12 protein-coding genes and 2 pseudogenes are annotated in these 18,175 nt (G+C 67.9%); 11 read left to right on the forward strand and 3 right to left on the reverse strand.

Annotated elements, in window-relative coordinates:
• Nucleotides 1-17: 17 nt before the first annotated feature.
• Nucleotides 18-1,619 carry a class I adenylate-forming enzyme family protein gene (locus AC2VOK_RS09240; RefSeq protein ID WP_428900205.1) on the reverse strand — a complete coding sequence of 534 codons (1,602 nt, stop codon included), beginning with the start codon at nucleotides 1,617-1,619 and terminating at the stop codon, nucleotides 18-20.
• Between the two features lie 273 nt (nucleotides 1,620-1,892).
• Between AC2VOK_RS09240 and AC2VOK_RS09245 the strand changes: the two genes are divergently transcribed.
• The 6 genes from AC2VOK_RS09245 to AC2VOK_RS09270 all read left to right on the forward strand — a co-directional run bounded on the left by AC2VOK_RS09245 (nucleotide 1,893) and on the right by AC2VOK_RS09270 (nucleotide 10,669).
• The gene (locus tag AC2VOK_RS09245) at nucleotides 1,893-2,804 is read left to right on the forward strand and encodes a winged helix-turn-helix transcriptional regulator (RefSeq protein WP_428900206.1); all 912 of its coding nucleotides are present in this window, start codon (nucleotides 1,893-1,895) and stop codon (nucleotides 2,802-2,804) included.
• A gap of 113 nt (nucleotides 2,805-2,917) precedes the next feature.
• On the forward strand, nucleotides 2,918-4,618 hold the full coding sequence (locus AC2VOK_RS09250; RefSeq protein WP_428900207.1) for an aldehyde dehydrogenase family protein: 1,701 nt from the start codon (nucleotides 2,918-2,920) through the stop codon (nucleotides 4,616-4,618).
• Nucleotides 4,619-4,732: 114 nt separating this feature from the next.
• Entirely contained in the window at nucleotides 4,733-4,945 is a 213-nt protein-coding gene (locus AC2VOK_RS09255) for a hypothetical protein (protein ID WP_428900208.1), read from the forward strand.
• 65 nt (nucleotides 4,946-5,010) lie between these two features.
• Entirely contained in the window at nucleotides 5,011-6,519 is a 1,509-nt protein-coding gene (locus tag AC2VOK_RS09260; protein ID WP_428900209.1) for a carotenoid oxygenase family protein, read from the forward strand.
• 60 nt (nucleotides 6,520-6,579) lie between these two features.
• Entirely contained in the window at nucleotides 6,580-10,155 is a 3,576-nt protein-coding gene (gene cobN / locus AC2VOK_RS09265) for a cobaltochelatase subunit CobN (protein WP_428900210.1), read from the forward strand.
• Nucleotides 10,156-10,270: 115 nt separating this feature from the next.
• A complete protein-coding gene (locus AC2VOK_RS09270; RefSeq protein ID WP_428900211.1) occupies nucleotides 10,271-10,669 on the forward strand; it encodes a PPOX class F420-dependent oxidoreductase in 399 nt (132 codons plus the stop codon).
• Here the strand turns inward: AC2VOK_RS09270 and AC2VOK_RS09275 are convergent.
• Entirely contained in the window at nucleotides 10,666-11,376 is a 711-nt protein-coding gene (locus AC2VOK_RS09275; RefSeq protein WP_428900212.1) for a dienelactone hydrolase family protein, read from the reverse strand. The two genes, AC2VOK_RS09270 and AC2VOK_RS09275, sit on opposite strands and share 4 nt — an antisense overlap.
• A gap of 72 nt (nucleotides 11,377-11,448) precedes the next feature.
• On the opposite strand from AC2VOK_RS09275, the gene AC2VOK_RS09280 reads away from it, so the two are divergent.
• The 3 genes and pseudogenes from AC2VOK_RS09280 to lnt all read left to right on the forward strand — a co-directional run bounded on the left by AC2VOK_RS09280 (nucleotide 11,449) and on the right by lnt (nucleotide 16,513).
• Nucleotides 11,449-11,991, forward strand: coding sequence for an FxsA family protein (locus AC2VOK_RS09280; RefSeq protein ID WP_428900213.1), 543 nt, complete (start codon nucleotides 11,449-11,451; stop codon nucleotides 11,989-11,991).
• A gap of 103 nt (nucleotides 11,992-12,094) precedes the next feature.
• A complete protein-coding gene (locus tag AC2VOK_RS09285; protein ID WP_428900217.1) occupies nucleotides 12,095-13,636 on the forward strand; it encodes an amidohydrolase in 1,542 nt (513 codons plus the stop codon).
• Between the two features lie 259 nt (nucleotides 13,637-13,895).
• Nucleotides 13,896-16,513: pseudogene (gene lnt / locus AC2VOK_RS09290) on the forward strand (apolipoprotein N-acyltransferase).
• A gap of 18 nt (nucleotides 16,514-16,531) precedes the next feature.
• Here lnt and rbpA read toward each other — a convergent pair.
• Nucleotides 16,532-16,867, reverse strand: a complete 336-nt coding sequence (gene rbpA / locus AC2VOK_RS09295) for an RNA polymerase-binding protein RbpA (RefSeq protein ID WP_428900214.1) — start codon at nucleotides 16,865-16,867, stop codon at nucleotides 16,532-16,534.
• A 180-nt stretch (nucleotides 16,868-17,047) separates the two neighbouring features.
• On the opposite strand from rbpA, the gene AC2VOK_RS09300 reads away from it, so the two are divergent.
• Together AC2VOK_RS09300 and AC2VOK_RS09305 are read left to right on the forward strand one after the other, a co-directional pair.
• The gene (locus AC2VOK_RS09300; protein WP_428900215.1) at nucleotides 17,048-17,398 is read left to right on the forward strand and encodes a hypothetical protein; all 351 of its coding nucleotides are present in this window, start codon (nucleotides 17,048-17,050) and stop codon (nucleotides 17,396-17,398) included.
• 399 nt (nucleotides 17,399-17,797) lie between these two features.
• A pseudogene (locus AC2VOK_RS09305) lies at nucleotides 17,798-18,175 on the forward strand (beta-ketoacyl synthase N-terminal-like domain-containing protein); the annotation flags it as partial.

Here is an 18,175-nt window from a genome sequence, read left to right on the forward strand (position 1 = left end):
GGGAGCAGGTCAAAGTATCAGGACTGATCGGAGTCGACTTGGGTAGGTGGCCCGCAGAGCGCGTTGTCGGCCATCATTGCGGTGAGTATCCTTGCTGCTTTCCCCCGGTCGGCCTTTCCCAGCGGCGTCAAGGGCAACGCGTCGACGCGGCGCACGTCTTTCGGTCTCTTGAAATCGGGCAGGCATCGGCGGCTTGCCGCGAGTACGCCGGCATCGTCGGTCAACTCCGCGCCGGTGGATGTGTAGAGAGCCGCGATGCGCTGTCCCCAGACGGGATCGGGTAATCCGACGACGACAACGTCGCTGACCCCCGGGATCGCGGCGAGCGCTTCCTCCACTTCGCGCGGGTAGACGTTGTAACCGCCGGAGATGATCATGTCGTTTCTGCGGCCGCTGAGTCGCAGATAGCCGTCCGCTCCGTAATAGCCGAGGTCGCCAGAGAACAAGATTCCGCCGACGTGGCTCTTACCCAGGTCTGCGCGTCCCCGGGAGTGGTGGTAGCCGGGGCCGACTGCGGGCCCGCCGACAACGAGTTCGCCGACAACGCCGGAGTCGACCGGACGGCCGTCGTGGACGATGGCGATCCGGGTCGGTGCGCACGGGCGGCCGATGGAGGTGAGAAGGTCTTCGCCGTCGACGATTGCCCTGCGATGGTCGTCGGGCGACAACACCGCCAGCGGCGGAACGGCCTCGACCATTCCGTAGTACTGGACCAGGTTCGGGGTGATGCGGCGGAATGCCGCGGCGATGTGTGCAGCGGGCATCGGGGCGCCCGCGTAGGCCAGCATTCTCAGGCCACGAAGCACACCCAACCGGGCATCGTCGCATTCCAGCAGCCGGGAGATCGCGGTGGGAACCAGGGCGGTGTGGGTTGCCCGGTGGAATGCCGCCGCGCCGAGCAATTGCGAAGGCGTGGGGTGTTCGAGCAGAACCTGCCGACCGCCGGCCTCCAGGAACGGCAGGACGAACAACCCGCTGGTGTGGATGATGGGGCCGGCGTGCAGGAAGACCGCCGGCCGCCGGCCGTCGAGTGTTCCCGCGAGCACATTGTCGTGCATGGCGCGAAGCGAGGTGAGCCGATTGCCATGGGTGCGTTGTGCGCCCTTGGGTAATCCCGTGGTCCCTGAGGAATAGTGCAGCGCACACAGAGATTCAGCGCCCGGAGTTGGCAGTTCGGCGTCGCCGGAACCGGCGTCGATGATGTCTTCGAGTGATGGCGAATCCGGCACCGAAGAACCGACTCTGATTATCCGCGTAGCCATTTCGGTCTGACGGGCAAAGTCCGCGCCGCCGGCGACGCGGACGTCGAGGATGATCGCCTGAGGTTGGCAGTCCCGCATCACCCGCAGCCACTCGGCCAGCCCCACCCGGGGGTTGAGCGAGACCCTGATGAAACCGCCTATCGCAAGGGCCAGATCCACCTCGACTGCGTCGACCGAGTTCGGCAGCAGACACATGACGCGCGACTGGACCGGCAGGCCGGAACGTCGCAGTCCAACGGCTACGCGGTGGGCTCGCTCGGACAGGTCAGCGAATGTCCGGGAGACCGTGTCGTCCTGGACGGCGATGCGTGCGCTGAACCGCTCGGCCGCGGTTCGCACCAAGGCCGCAATCGACATGCGCCCCTCCGAGACCAGCTGATCACTGCACTACTATAAATGAAGTAAACATGTTCGGAGGGTGCTCGTGCAACATTTCGCCGATCAGGAACTCCTGACGAGGCGTTGGGGTGCGCCACAGGGCTCTGGTGATGTGCGGATGCAGGCTCGGGGCGCCGGAGTCGTCACAGTACGGCGAGCGCGGCTGGTCGTATCGCAAGGTCAGGCGCTACTTCGATCAGCGGAGTGTCCCTCATGTACGTGACGAATAACATTGAGCCCAGCCCGATTTCGATGACCATTGACCTTCTCGGCGATCGACTTACCGCGGCAGTGCTCCGCGAAGCGTTCGTCGAGCACACACGCAGGTTCAGCGAGTGGGCCATCCGGCTCGGCGCGCCGCCGGCGGTGCTCTCGATGAGGCTGAACAACCTGGTCGACGCGGGCTTGATGGTACGCCGGCCTTACCCCTCGAGCAGCGAACGCTACGACTACGCATTGACAGAATTAGGGATGGCGACCTGGGAGTTCCTGGTCAGTGCCTGGGCGTGGGAACGGGAATGGTCGGCTGAGGGTGCAATCCAGCCAGAACTTGTTCACCTCGACTGTGGCCACCGCGGACCTCCAGCGCTGATGTGCAGGCATTGCGATCGCACCGTGACTGTCGGAGACGTTGCCGTCGAGCGCAACATCGAGTCATTGGTCATCGCCGCGGGAAACGGACGGCGCCGGCCGTCGAGAAGAACCGCGTCGCCGGTCAATCGAGCGGATCTTCAGTTCACGCAAGTCATGGAGGCCATCGGTGACCGATGGAGCGCGCTGATCACCGGTCTCGCGCTCAGCGGCGTCCGGCGATTCGGGGAGTTCCAGTCGATTTTGGGAATCTCACCCACGACGCTCACCGACCGGCTGTCCAGGTTGACCGATGCGCGAATCCTGCTGCACAGCATCGGTCGCCGTGAATACGCCCTCACTCCCAGCGGCCGGGGTCTTTTTGGCATCTTCGCGTTCCTGATCTCCTGGGCGCAGCTCGCGTATCCGGACACCACGTGGAACGGCCCCCGACTGCATCATCGGCGGTGCGGCTCGGAGCTCGCACCGGCCCTCAAGTGTCGCGGCTGCAATCATGTGATGCTTCGTACCTCGGTGCGGTTCGAACCGCCGCCGTGGTTGGGCGCGGACCGAAGCACTCCGAAGGTTGGATAGACGATTGACAACGCTGGCTGTGCCAGTTCTACTTCATTAGTAGTAGCGACATGCGGGGCGGTTGGCTGCGTGACGGTGGCCAGCGTCACGCCGCGACACCGTATAGGCAGCCGATGCGACAGGATGGCAGGCCGATGTTCTTCGATACCCACCGCCAGAGGTTGGACGATGCGGTCGAAGCCAACCGCACTCGGTCGGCGTGGACCGGCTTTGCGCCACTGACACCTCCGACATCCGACGACGCGACGGCGCTGGTTGCCCAGTTCGACGGCACCACGCTCAAACTGTCGAGCAACACCGAGACCGTGATCGCCGCTGATGAGACGTCGCCCTACCACGGCAAAGCGCTCAATGTCCGGTACACCGCCCCTTCCGCCGAGGAGGCGTTGGCCGCCGCCGCCGCCGCGGCGCCGGCGCTGCGTGACGCCTCCGCGGCCACGCGCGTGGGAGTGGCGTTGGAGTCACTGCACCGGATCCATCAACGTGGTGCGTTGTTCGCGGCCGCGACCTCGCACACGACCGGGCAAAGCCTGAGCATGGCGTGCACCGGTAGTGGGACCAATGCTCTGGACCGAGGGTTGGAAGCGCTCGCGATGGCATGGTCGGCCATGAGCCGTGTGCCCGAAACCTCCTTATGGGAAGGGACATTCGGTAAGTCCTCGGTGAAATTGGCGAAACGTTATCGGTTGCGGCCGCTGGGTACCGCGCTTGTGGTCGCGTGCGCGTCGTTCCCGGCCTGGAACGCCTATCCGGCCATGCTGGCCAATCTGGCGACCGGCAATCCGGTCCTGCTCAAGCCGCATCCGCGTTCGGTGCTGGCCTGTGCTCTCGCTGTCGGGGTATTGCGGGAGGTGTTGAACGAGGCGCAGCTGCCCGCCGATGCTGTCCAGTTGGTGGTCGATACCGTCGGCGACCCGATTGCCGGCCGGCTTGCCACCGATCCCGCGGTGCGGATCGTCGACTTCACCGGTAGCCCTGAGTTCGGGCAGTGGCTGGAGCACAACACTCCTGGAACCTTGGTGTTCACCGAAACCGCCGGCGCCAACACGGTCATCCTTGATTCGGTTGCCGATCTCGACGCCACGATGCGCTCGCTCGCAGGTGGTGTATCGCTGTTCAGCGGGCAGATGTGCACCAGCCCGCAGAACATCTACATCCCCGATGCCGGCGTGCTGACAGACGATGGCCCCGTGGCTCGTGACGACGTGGTGGCGACGCTGATCGCGGCGATCGACGACATCACAGACGCGCCGAGGCGGGCGGCAGCGGTGTGCGGCGCCCTGCAGTCCGAGGACACCGTCGATGCGATCATCTCCCTTGCCGAGGCAGCATCCCGGCAGGGCACGCTGGTCCGCAGGCCCAGGGCGTACCTCCATCCGGATTTTCCTCAGGCCCGTGTCGCCACTCCGCTGGTGATCCGCGTCGATCCGCGGCGCGGTGAGGTTCTTCCCGGCGGCGAGCAGTTCGGTCCGGTCGTCTACATCGTGGATTGCGCAGACAGGGCCTCCGCAGTGGATCACGCGACGGCGGCGGTGCGCGAGTACGGCGCCATCAGCTCATATCTCTACAGCACCGACGGCGCGGTCGTCGACGCAGTGGCCGACGCCTACGCCGAAGCCGGCGCCTCACTCTCGGCGAATCTGGCCTCGTCGATGCCGGTCCAGTACGCCGCCGCATACAGCGATTACCACGTCACCGGGCTCACACCCGCCGGCAACGCCACTCTGACCGACGAGGCATTCATCGCCGGACGGTTCCGGATCGTTCAGGACCGTCGCCAGCTGGGAAACTGGTCGCATGTGGCCCGGTCGTAGCCGTTGGGCGCGCCTCGGGAAGGCGCCGCTGTTGCCGACTGTTTGCGCCGCGTCGGGACTGGGCGTCGGTACGCCGAGACCCAGTGGGCTCCGGATGATGGTGGCGGCCACGCCGTGACGAACACGACGCAGGCCGCAGATGGCGCGGAACCACGGAAAACCCCGACCGGCGAAGCGCGGCCGATTGCCGAAGAGCTGACCGACATGCTCCGCGGAAGGTTGCCCGCGCTGCTGGGCGTGCGGATACTGCAGGTCTGGGACGTGTCGGTAACCGACGAGCAGGACCGCACCACTGCGGCTTTCCGCTGCACCCAACTGCTGCTGTGAGCCCGGCCGCTACTCGGGGAGATTCAGAGGACTTCGTCGGACTGCGCGAACGAAAGGATGCACGCATGAACCCCAAGACTTTCGGGCCCGATAAGCCGATCGCCATTGTCGCACCTCTGGCAACCGACTCCGGTGTCGACGAAAACCCCTACTTGCAGGGTGTTTTCGCTCCCGTCGACAAAGAGTTGACGCTGGCAGACCTTCCCGTGATCGGGCAGATTCCTCAGGATCTCAACGGTGTCTACCTGCGCAACGGCCCGAATCGCCAGTTCGCAGCGGCCGGCCGATACCACATGTTCGACGGCGACGGCATGATCCATGCCGCACACTTCGAGAACGGCGCCGTACGTTACCGCAACCGGTATGTCCGAACCCGGGCATTCCGCGCGGAGTCCGACGCGGGAAAGGCGCTTTGGACGGGTTTGATGGAGAACCCCTGTGGCAATCCGTGGGGAAATGGCCACGGGCTGGGCCTCAAGGACACCGCCAACACCGACGTGATCTACCACTGCGGTCAGGTGCTGGCGACCTGGTATCTGTGCGGCACCCCGTATCATCTCGACCCGCTCACGCTGGAAACCATTGGGCCCCAGAATTTTCTCGGGACCTTCGCCGGAGACATGATGGCCCATCCGAAGGTCGACGAGCTCACCGGCGAATTGATGTGGTTCGACTACGGACCCGACCAGAACTATTTGCGCTACGGGATCATCGGGCCCGACGGCACGCAGACCCACCTCACCCAGATCAACCTACCCGGTCCCCGGTTGCCGCACGACATGGCGATCACCGCTCATTACTCGGTGTTGATGGACTTGCCGTTGGTACAGGACCACCAAGCACGCAAGAACGGCAAATACCGTATTTTCTACGACCGCGAACTGGTGTCGCGGTTCGCGGTGATCCCTCGCCACGGCAGCGGAGATGACGTTCGCTGGTTCGAAGCCAAGCCGTGCTACATCTACCACGTCGTCAATTCCTGGGAAGATGGCGATGAGATCATCATGGACGTTTGCCGCGTCAAAAATCCCCAGCACCAAACCACTTTCGCTGCACCGCTGTCCAACATGCTCGCCTACATGCGCCTCGACGCGCAGCTGTACCGGTATCGATTCAATCTGCGCACCGGGGCAACCACAGAGACCGAACTCGACGATGCCAACATCGAGTTTCCCAGCATCGACTCACGCGTCATGGGCCGGCACCATCGTTACTCCTACAGCATGAGCCTGGCCGACGAGCCGACGTTGTTGTTCGACGGTCTGGTCCGATTCGATTCGCAGACCGCAGCCAAAGAGGAAGTCAAGTTCGGGCCCGGTCGCTGGGGATCGGAGGCGCCGTTCGCTCCGCGCGACGGTTCGACCGATGAAAGCGACGGCTATCTGATCTGCTTCGTCAACGACGAGGTGCAGAATCGCGGCGAAATCAACGTCTTCGACGCCTCCGACGTCGCCGCCGGACCGCTTGCACGTGTGCTGCTGCCGCAGCGAGTTCCCTCCGGCTTCCACGCTTGCTGGATTAGAGGCGAGCAACTCGCGACGCGTACTGCCACCGGCGCGGCGTCGAGCCGATGATCGTGGTGTGTCCCCGGTCGCGTTTTCCGCTGCGGTGGCACGATGCGGTACGAATGACGGGTGGCTGAACCGACCATTGCGCTGCTGTCGACGTCCGACACCGACCTGATCGGTGCCCGCTCCAGCGGCAAGAACTACCGGTGGGCCAACCCGTCGCGGCTGTCCGAAGACGAGCTGCATGCCCTGCTTGCCGACACCTCGATCGTGGTGGTGCGGATTCTCGGCGGTTACCGCGCCTGGCAGAACGGCATCGACACGGTGATCGCCAGCGGGGTCCCGGCCGTCCTGGTCAGCGGCGAGCAGGCCGCCGACGCGGAATTGACCGGCCTGTCGACGGTCGCTGCCGGCATCGCGGTGCAAGCTCACATCTACTTGGCCCACGGCGGCATGGACAACGTGCGCCAGCTGCACGCCTTCTTGTCGGACACCGTGCTGATGACCGGCTACGGGTTCACCGAACCGGTGCCGACACCCACCTGGGGTGAGCTGGACCGTGCGGATGCCGGCGTCACCTCAGGCCCGACGATCGCGGTGCTCTATTACCGCGCGCAGCAGTTGGCCGGGAACACCGGCTACGTCGAGGCGCTGTGCCGGGCGATCGAGGACGCCGGCGCCCGGGCGCTCCCGCTCTACTGTGCGTCGCTGCGCACCGCCGAGCCCGAACTGCTGGAAAGACTCGGTGTGGCCGACGCCATGGTGGTCACTGTCCTCGCGGCCGGGGGACTGAAGCCGGCCACGGTGTCCGCCGGCGGTGATGATGACGGCTGGAACGTCGAACACCTTGCGGCCCTGGATATTCCGATCTTGCAGGGCCTGTGTCTCACCAGCCCGCGCGGGCAATGGCTAGACAACGACGACGGCCTGAGTCCCCTCGACGTGGCCACCCAGGTCGCGGTGCCCGAGTTCGACGGACGCATCATCACGGTGCCGTTCTCGTTCAAGGAATTCGACGACGACGGTCTCGTCTCCTATGTGGCCGATCCGGAACGCTGCGCCCGGGTTGCGGGTCTGGCGATCCGGCATGCGCGGCTGCGGCACGTCGCGCCGGCCGACAAGCGCGTGGCGCTGGTGTTCTCGGCGTACCCCACCAAACACGCCCGCATCGGCAATGCGGTAGGGCTGGACACTCCCGCCAGCGCGGTCGCGCTGCTGGCGGCGATGCGCGAGCACGGCTACCGGGTGGGCGAGTTGCCCGGTGTGGAGAACGGCGACGGCGACGCGCTGATCCACGCCCTGATCGAACGCGGCGGCCAGGACCCCGACTGGCTCACCGACGGGCAGTTGGCCGGAAACCCGATTCGGTTGTCCGCCGGCGACTATCGCCAGTGGTTCGGCACCCTGCCGGCCGAGCTGACCGAGGCCGTGGAGAGGCACTGGGGTCCGCCGCCCGGCGAACTGTTCGTGGATCGCACCAACGACCCCGACGGTGAGATCGTCATCGCCGCAATGCGATCTGGCAACCTGGCGGTTCTGGTCCAGCCACCCCGGGGATTCGGCGAGAACCCGGTCGCCATCTACCACGACCCGGACCTACCGCCCAGCCATCACTATCTTGCCGCCTACCACTGGCTGGACGCGGGTTTCGGCGCGCACGCGGTGGTGCATCTGGGCAAACACGGCAACCTGGAATGGCTGCCGGGCAAGACGCTGGGCATGTCGGCCGCCTGCGGGCCCGACGCCGCGCTGGGGAACCTGCCGTTGATCTACCCCTTCCTGGTCAACGACCCCGGCGAGGGCACCCAAGCCAAGAGACGGGCGCACGCGGTGCTCGTCGACCACCTGATTCCGCCGATGGCGCGCGCCGAGACCTATGGCGACATCGCGCGTCTGGAGCAGCTGCTCGACGAGCACGCCAACGTGGCCGCGCTGGATCCGGCCAAGCTGCCCGCCATACGCCAGCAGATCTGGACGCTGATGCGGGCCGCGAAAATGGACCACGACCTCGGACTGTCCGAACGCCCGGAAGAGGACTCGTTCGACGACATGCTGCTGCACGTCGACGGCTGGTTGTGCGAGATCAAGGACGTCCAGATTCGCGACGGCCTGCACATCCTGGGGCAGAAGCCCAAGGGTGCAATCGAACTCGACCTGGTTCTGGCGATTCTGCGGGCCCGGCAGTTGTTCGGGGGCGAGTGCACGCTACCCGGTTTGCGCCAGGCGCTCGGGCTGGCCGAGGACGGTACCGACGAACGAACCTCGGTCGATCGCGCCGAGGCCGTCGCCCGGGAACTGGTCGCGGCGCTGCAGGCCACCGGTTGGGATGCCGCTGCCGTCGACCGGCTCACCGACAACCCCGACGCCGCGGCGGTGCTGCGGTTCGCGGCCACCGAGGTCGTGCCCCGGCTCGCCGGCAGCGCCGCCGAGATCGAGCAGGTGCTGCGGGCGTTGGACGGCCACTTCATCCCGGCCGGCCCGTCGGGCTCGCCACTGCGCGGTCTGGTCAACGTGCTGCCCACCGGGCGCAATTTCTACTCGGTGGACCCCAAGGCAGTACCGTCTCGGCTCGCGTGGGAAGCCGGTGTGGCGCTGGCTGATTCGTTGCTCACCCGGTATCGCGACGACCACGGGCGGTGGCCCCAGTCCGTGGGGCTGTCGATGTGGGGCACCTCGGCGATGCGCACCGCGGGCGACGACATCGCTGAAGTGCTCGCGCTGCTGGGTGCTCGGCCGGAGTGGGACGATGCATCACGGCGCGTTGTCGGTCTGACGCCGATCACCCTGGCCGAGCTGGGCCGCCCGCGCATCGACGTGACCGTGCGCATCTCGGGGTTCTTCCGGGACGCCTTCCCGCACGTGGTCACGATGCTCGACGACGCGGTGCGGCTGGTCGCCGACCTCGACGAGCCCGCCGACGACAATTACGTGCGGGCGCACGCCCAGGCCGACCTGGCCCAGCATGGCGACCGGAGACGTTCCACCACAAGAATATTCGGTTCGAAGCCGGGTACCTATGGTGCGGGGCTGCTGCAGCTGATGGACAGTCGCAACTGGCGTGACGACGCCGACCTTGCCGCGGTCTACACGGCCTGGGGCGGGTTCGCCTACGGGCGCGGCCTGGACGGTCGGGAGGCGGTCGACGACATGAACCGGCAGTACCGACGTATCGCGGTGGCCGCGAAGAATACCGACACCCGCGAGCATGACATCGCCGACTCCGACGACTACTTCCAGTACCACGGCGGCATGGTGGCCACGGTGCGGGCGCTGACCGGGCAGGCGCCGGCCGCCTACATCGGCGACAACACCAGACCCGATGCGATCCGTACCCGCACGCTCGGCGAGGAAACCACGCGCGTCTTCCGCTCGCGGGTGGTCAACCCACGCTGGATGGCGGCGATGCGCCGCCACGGCTACAAGGGCGCGTTCGAGATGGCCGCGACCGTCGACTACCTGTTCGGCTACGACGCCACCGCGGGTGTGATGGCCGATTGGATGTACGAACAGCTCACCGAGCGTTACGTTCTGGACCAGGAGAACCGCAAGTTCATGGCGGAGTCCAATCCGTGGGCGCTGCACGGCATGGCCGAGCGACTGCTGGAGGCCGCCGGGCGCGGCATGTGGGCCGACCCGCAGCCGGAGACGCTCGACGGCCTGCGCCAGGCACTGCTGGAAACCGAGGGTGACCTCGAGGGCTAGTCGGACTTCGTCTGGCGGGCCGAACGTGACATTGCGGTGACTCTCGGGCCCCAGCGTGACTGCAGGTTCACGCTCGAGCCGGCTCGGCGGTAGGTCGACGCGGTAAGTTGACGATGTGACGCCTACCTTCGCCGAACTGGCCAAGTCGCAATACATCCTGCTGACCACCTTCACCAAGGACGGCCGGCCCAAGCCGACCCCGGTCTGGGCGGCGGCCGACGGAGACCGGCTGCTGGTGATCACGCAGGAGAAGTCCTGGAAGGTCAAGCGGATCCGCAACACCCCTCGGGTGACGTTGTCCGCCTGCGACATGCGCGGCAATCCGCAAGGCGAGGCCGTCGAAGGCAGCGCGGCCGTCCTCGACAAGTCTCAGACCCCCGCCGTCTACGACGCGATCGGCAGCCGTTACGGCATCGTGGGCAAGGTGTTCAACCTCTTCAGCAAGCTGCGCGGCGGGATGACGAAAAACGTCGGCCTCGAGCTCAGGCTCGCCGAGAGCCCTTCTCCGGGCTAGTTCCCCAGGGGCGGTTGCCCGAGGTGCTGGCCGAAGAAGGAGAACACCCGGCTCCACGCATCCGCGGTGGCCGCCTGGTCATAGCCGAAGCCGGTCACGCGTAACAGCGGCTGGGCGGGAAGCTTGTTGGCGAAGCTGTGTCCGGCGTGGGGGTAGACCTTGATGTCGGCGGTCAGCCCCATGGCGTCGGTTGTTTCGCGCAGGCGGGCCGGCGCGCCGACTCCGAGCGGGTCGCGAGCCCCGAAGCTGGCCACGATCGGGCACGCGCCGTCCAGCGTCTCGCGGAGGCGGCGCGGCAGCGGAGTGCCGTAGAACGGCGCCGAAGCGCCGAAGCCGCTGGAAGCCATCACCAGTGCGAACTGGCCGCCCATGCAGAAGCCCGCGATGCCGATCCGTCCGGTGCACTCGGGCATGGCCTTCAGGTGGTCGCGGGTGGCCAGGATGTCGTCGAGGGAGCGACCCCGCTGTGTCAGCACTTCCCGGATGACCCGGGTGACGCAGCGGGCGCGACCGCCCCGGGCGTACAGGTTCGGCGTGACGGCCACGTACCCTGCCCGGGCGATCCGCTCGTTGGTCGCCTCCTTGTCGGGGCCGTAGCCGAATGCGTCGTGGATCACCACCACGCCAGGCCAGGGGCGCTGCCCCGGCGGCAGGCTCAGCAGCGCATCGATCGGTCCGCCCGGGGTGTCGATCTCGATCGTGGTCATAGCGTCATCTAAACGCAGCCGCGTTGTGCGCGGACAGGGAACTCCGGCCCGCCCCGCGGACGTTGGCCTCACATGCTGCGGCGGTTGGTGCTGATATATGCCGTCGTCGAACTCGTGGCGGTCATCGCGCTGGTGTCGACGATCGGGTTCGGCTGGACCGTGGTGGTGGTGATGGCCACTTTCGTGCTCGGGTGGGCACTCGCGGTGCCGATGGCGGGTTCGCAGCTGATCCACCAGGTCGGGCAGCTGCGGTCCGGGCCGCGTCAACCCCAACGCGCATTGAGCGACGGCGCGTTGCTGACGCTGGCCGCGGGCCTGTTCGTGGTCCCGGGTCTGGTCACGACCGCGTTGGGGGTCTTGCTTCTGGTGCCCCCGATCCGGGCCGTCGCCGGCCCCGGCCTGGCCGCGGTGACGATGCGTGGTCTGCGGCGTCGCGTGCCGTTGATCACCCCTGTGGCCTGGGGGGCCTTCGTGGGCGACCTGCGCCCTCACCAGGCGGGCGACCACGGCGACTTCATCGACGGCGAGGTCATCGACGTCATTGACGGCGAGCCGCTGACGTTGCTGCCGAAAGCCGTCGTTTTCGGGGACCGCTCTTCGCAAAGTCCGTACTGATCGCCCAGTCCGTCGGCGCGCCCAGGTTGGCTAGGTTTGGCTGGTGACCAAGCTGCTGGTCAACGGCCGGGTGCACAGCCCGACCCATCCGGAGGCCACCGCCATGGCGGTGCGTGGCGACATCGTCGCCTGGCTGGGCAGCGACGCGGTCGGTCGTGAGCGATTCCCAGACGCTGCCGTCGAGGACCTCGAGGGTGGGTTCGTCGCGCCGGCTTTCGTGGACAGTCACGTCCACCTCGGGGCGACCGGCCTGATGCTCAGCGGCTTGGACCTGCGGGCGGCCACGTCGCGGGCGCAGTGTCTGAAGATGGTCGGTGACTATGCGGCCGCCCACCCCGGCTCAGCCGTGTGGGGTCATGGCTGGGACGAATCGGCGTGGCCGGAGAACGCCGCCCCCAGTACCGCCGACCTCGACGGCGTGCTCGGCGATCGGCCCGCCTACCTCGCCCGCGTCGACGTCCACTCCGCCCTCGTCTCGACCGCGCTGCGCGGGCTGGTCCCCGGCCTGGCCGCCGCCGGCGGCTTCAGCGCCGAGCAGCCGCTGGTCGGTGACGCCCATCACCTGGCCCGGGCCCTGGCCCGCAACCTGCTCACCGACTCGCAACGGGCCGCGGCGTTCGACGCGGCGCTGCGGGCCGTCGCTGCGTCCGGGATCGTTGCCGTGCACGAATGCGCAGGTCCCGAGATCGGCGGTCTCGACGACTGGTTGAGGCTGCGCGCGCTCAGCCAGAACGTCCGGGGTGTCGAGGTGATCGGCTACTGGGGTGAGGCGGTCACCACCCCGGCGCGGGCCCGCACGCTGCTAGAGGAGACCGGCGCCCGCGGGCTGGCCGGCGACCTGTTCGTCGACGGGGCGCTGGGGTCGCGCACCGCCTGGCTGCACGAGCCCTACACCGACGCCCCCGACGTGGTCGGAAATTGCTATTTGGACCACGGCGCCGTCGAGGCGCACGTGCGAGCCTGCACGCGGGCTCGGGTCACAGCCGGCTTCCATGTCATCGGCGATGCCGCGGTCGCGGCCGTCGTCACCGCGTTCGGGGCAGTCGTCGACGATCTGGGTGTGCTCGCCGTCGCCCGTTGCGGGCACCGCCTCGAGCACCTGGAGATGATCACCGCCGAGCAGGCCGCCAAACTGGGCGCCTGGGGTGTCATCGCCAGCGTTCAACCCCAGTTCGACGCGCTGTGGGGCGGCTCCACCGGTATGTACGCGCGGCGGCTTGGCGCCGAGCGAGGCTGCCGGCTCAACCCGCTTGCGCTGTTAGCATCCCAAGGCGTGCCCCTCGCCCTCGGTTCCGATGCCCCGGTCACCGGCCTGGACCCGTGGGCAAGCGTCCGCGCGGCGGCCAACCATCGCACCGCGGGAAGCTCACTCTCGCCGCGGGCCGCATTCGCCGCCGCGACCCGCGGGGGCTGGCGGGCGAGCGGAGTGCTCGAAGCGAAGGCGGGAACCCTGGTGCCCGGTGCGCCGGCGTCGTACGCCGTGTGGGACGTCGGGACGCTGGAGGCCCCCGCGGCGCGGGACGGCGCCCAGCGCTGGTCCACCGACCCGCGTTCCCGGGTTCCGGCGTTGCCGCGCCTGCGGCCCACCGACCCCACGCCGCGCTGTCGGCAAACCGTACATCGGGGCGTGGTGATCCATGGCTAGGCGCTGGTTCGGGGGTAAGGCGCGCCGCTCCGCCGGCGAGACCATCCCGGCCGACGAGGGGGCTGCGGCCGGTCCGACCGTCGATGACTCCGCGTCCGAGCCGTCGGAACCGGCGGACGCGCCGTCGGAACCGTCGGAAGCGTCGTCGGAACCGTCGGACGCGCCGTCGGAACCGCCGACGGGGGAAAACGCAACCCCCGTCGCTCCTACCGGTCCACCCCTGGCCGCGCGGCTGGCCGCCACGACTCGCCGCGCGGCGGTGGCCCTGGGTGCCGCGGCGCTCGTCAGGCTGCCTGCCGTTCGGGCCGCGCTACGGCCCCGGCTGACCCGATTGCTGCTCGCCGTCGCGGGCGGCCTTTTGCTGTGCGCCAGTTTCCCGCCACGGAACTGGTGGTGGGCCGCCGTCGTCGCCGTCACGCTGCTGGCCTGGGTCCTCACGCACCGCGCTACGTCACCGGTGGGCGGCTTCGGCTATGGATTCCTGTTCGGCCTGGCCCTCTACCTGCCGCTGCTGCCGTGGATCAGCGCCCTGGTGGGCGCCGTGCCCTGGCTGGTGCTGGCGACGGCGTGCGCCTTGTTTCCGGGACTTTTCGGATTGTTCGCCGTCGTGGTGCGACGGCTGCCCGGCTGGCCGATCTGGTTTGCGGTGCTGTGGTCGGCACAGGAGTGGTTGAAGGCCCACTATCCGTTCGGCGGCTTCCCGTGGGGGTCGGTCGCGTTCGGCCAATCCGACGGGCCTCTCCTCCCGTTGGCCCAGCTCGGTGGTGTGGCGCTGCTCTCGACGGCGATCATGCTGGTGGGCGTCAGCGTGGCGGCGATCGCGCGGGAAATCGTCGCGTGGTGGCAGCGCGGCGCGCACCCGGGAGCCCACACCCGCGGCGCAGCCGACCGGCCGCCCGCGGTCGTGTTGCCCGGCGTGTGCATCTGCGCGGTGTTGCTCGCCGCGGTCGCCGTCTGGCCCCAGGTGCGGCGCGCTGGGACGGGAGCGGGCGGGGAACCGTTGGTCACCGTCGCGGCCGTGCAGGGCAACGTGCCGCGACTGGGCCTCGGTTTCAACGAGCAACGACGCGCGGTGCTGGACAACCACGTCCGGGAAACGCTGAGGCTGGCCGAGGACGTGCGGGCGGGGGTAGCCCCGCAACCTCAGTTCGTGATCTGGCCGGAGGACTCGTCCGACATCGATCCGCTGGTCAACGCCGACGCCGCCCAGCAGATCGCGAAAGCCGCCACGGCCATCCATGCCCCGATCCTCGTCGGCACCGTGCTCGGGATCCCGGGCCGCCCGCAGGATGACCCCGAATTCACCAACACCGTCATCGTCTGGAACCCGGTCACCGGACCGGCCGACCGCCACGACAAGGAGATCGTTCAACCGTTCGGCGAGTACCTGCCGATGCCGTGGCTGTTCAGACACCTCTCCGGATACGCGGGCCTGGCCGGCCACATGGTGCCGGGCCGAAGCAGCGGCGTCGTCCACATCGGCGGGGTGCCGGTCGGGGTGGCGACCTGCTGGGAGGTCATCTTTGACCGTGAGCCGCGCGAAGCGGTCCTGCACGGCGCCCAGTTGCTGGCCGTGCCCAGCAACAACGCCACCTTCAACAAGACGATGAGTGAGCAGCAGCTGGCGTTCGCCAAGGTCCGGGCTGTCGAGCACGACCGTTACGTCGTGGTCGCCGGTACCACCGGCGTCAGCGCGGTGATCGCACCGGACGGCGGCGAGTTGGCGCGCACGGAGTTCTTCGAGCCCGCCTATCTCGACACGCAGGTGCGGCTCAAGACCACGCTGACGCCGGCAACCCGGTGGGGTCCGACCCTGCAATGGATTCTGGTCGCAGTGGCCGGAGCGGTCGTCCTGGCCGGGATACGGCACAATGGGTGGTTCCCGCGTCCGATTCGACTCCGGTCCAGGCCGGTCGAGCCGGACGACGACGCACCTCCTGACGAGGGCGGTTCGGATACTTCGCAGGATCCACCGCCGGATGACGGCTGCGACGAGGTCCCGCCCGCCGAGGGCGGTGACTGAACTCCGCTCCACCGGAGCGGGCCCCAACCGCATTATTTCGGGCGACACAGAGGAGCTCAATGACCACCGCCCAGCCGGCGCCGCAAGCCCCGGGCGACCGTCCAAGCCAGCGCACGCTGGTGATCATCCCGACGTTCAACGAGCGGGAGAACCTGCCGCTGATCCACGAGCGGTTGACAACCGCGTGCCCGGGAGTGCATCTGCTCATCGTCGATGACAGCAGCCCCGACGGCACCGGCCAGCTCGCCGACGAGCGCGCAGCCGCCGATCCAGGTCGGACGTTTGTGCTGCACCGCACCGCCAAGGACGGTTTGGGCGCCGCCTACCTGGCGGGTTTTGCCTGGGGTCTGAGCCGGGATTACTCAGTGCTGGTGGAAATGGACGCGGATGGCAGTCACGCGCCCGAACAGCTGCACCGCTTGTTGGAGGCCATTGATGCGGGCGCCGACCTGGCCATCGGTTCGCGCTACGTCGACGGCGGGACGGTACGGAACTGGCCGTGGCGGCGGCTGGCGCTGTCCAAGACCGCCAACACTTATTCGCGGGTGGCGCTCGGTATCGGGGTCCACGACATCACCGCCGGCTACCGCGCCTATCGCCGCGAGGTGCTCGAGGCGATCGAACTGGACCGGGTGGAGTCGAAGGGTTATTGCTTCCAGATCGATCTGACCTGGCGCACCGCGTGCAACGGGTTCGTCATCGTCGAGGTGCCGATCACCTTCACCGAACGCGAACTGGGCGTGTCGAAGATGAGCGGATCCAACATCCGCGAAGCGCTGATCAAGGTCAGCCGCTGGGGCTTCGAGGGGCGGAGGTCACGCGCCCGCGGGACACGCGCACCCGATCGCGCCTGACGGCCCCCGCGGCACGGGTCAGCCGCGGCGGCGCGACCTGATCAGCTCGAGACGCTCCTTGAGCAGTTCTTCGAGCTCTTCGACGGAGCGGCGCTCCAGGAGCATGTCCCAGTGGGTGCGCGGCGGCTTGACCTTTTTCGGCTCGGGCAGGTTGCCCTCGATCAAGGTGCCTTCCATGCCGTTCCGGCACAACCAGCTGCCGGGGATCTCGGCGTCGTCGGCGAACGGGACTTCGAACTCCTCGCCGTTCTCGGTGCGGTAACGGGCCAGTTGGCGGGGCGCCAGGTCGTGGTTGCGGTCGGTCTCGTAGCTGACGGCGCCGAGGCGACTACCCCGTAAGACTCGATCAGCCATTGGTGCTACTCCTTTGGACCTCTGAGCTCGGGTGCGCTCTGTCGTGGCTATCTCTTCGCATGGCGAACGCCGCGACGACCCGTCGAGTTCCCTGGAGCCCGGCGCGGGTGCGCGCGACGCGTCCTCTCATGGTACCCGCATAGCGGCCCGACGAGCGTCGAGCGGGTTAAAGTCGCAGGCGTGACTCGTCGCGACCGCCTCCAACCGTGCCGCTGGTGCGGCCGGGACGTCGCCGATGCCGCGATGGGCCGCCGTCGCCAGTACTGCCGGCAGTCCTGCCGGCAGCGGGCATACGAGCAGCGGGCGTCGCTGAGCCGTACCGGCGGCGGCGCCGTGCCCGAGGACGCCGTGGTGCTGTCGGCGGACGACGCCGTGGATCTCGCCGACCGGGTCTACCAGGTGCGATGTGCGGCCGAAGACGTCGCCACCGCGCTCGACGAGGGTGCCGGGGCAGCGGAACTTCGCGAACTGTGCGACACGCTGATCGCAGCCGCCCGGGCCGCCGACGGCTGGCGCAGAGTCGGGGCCTGACCGTGTCCTTGGCGCGCGGGTGCGCCCTTGGCCGCGTGGCCCCCGTTGACCACCTGCCGGGTACAGTCGCGCCATGGACGGCGCGCCGATCACATCCCCGTTTCCCGGGGTCAGCGGGACAAAACAGGCACCTGGCTCGTTGGCGCGTGCCGTCGTCTGGGCTCGCAGAAAGCCTTCCATGTGTCGATGCCGGTCCTGCTCGAGAAGCCGGAAGTGTCGGACGTTTTGAAATCCTTCCGGAGTTGGCCATACTCACCAGCGAACTTGGGTCGGAGAGCAGCACGACGCTGGTCGTATAGACCGCGACATCGCGTCGCACGGCAGCTCCGGTGACTCGGCGACAGCCACATCCGGCGGGCCACAGCCACCACTAGGCGAAGGTTAAGGCGAGAGGTAGTAATGGTCGATCAACTTCAGCATGCGACCGAGGCGCTGCGTAAAGCGCTGGGGCAGGTGGAACGCCTGAAGCGCACCAACCGCGCGTTGCTGGAACGGTCGAGCGAGCCGATCGCGATCGTCGGGATGTCGTGTCGTTTCCCGGGCGGGGTCGACACCCCGGAAGACCTGTGGCAGATGGTTGCCGACGGACGGGACGTCATGTCGGGTTTCCCGACCGATCGCGGTTGGGATCTGGCCGGATTGTTGACCCCGACCCCGATGCGCGACACAAGACCTACACGCGTACCGGCGGTTTCGTCGAGAACGTGGGCAACTTCGATCCGGGGTTCTTCGGGATCGGCCCGAGCGAGGCGCTGGCCATGGACCCGCAGCAACGCC

This window comes from Mycobacterium sp. TH-M116, from assembly GCF_057473685.1.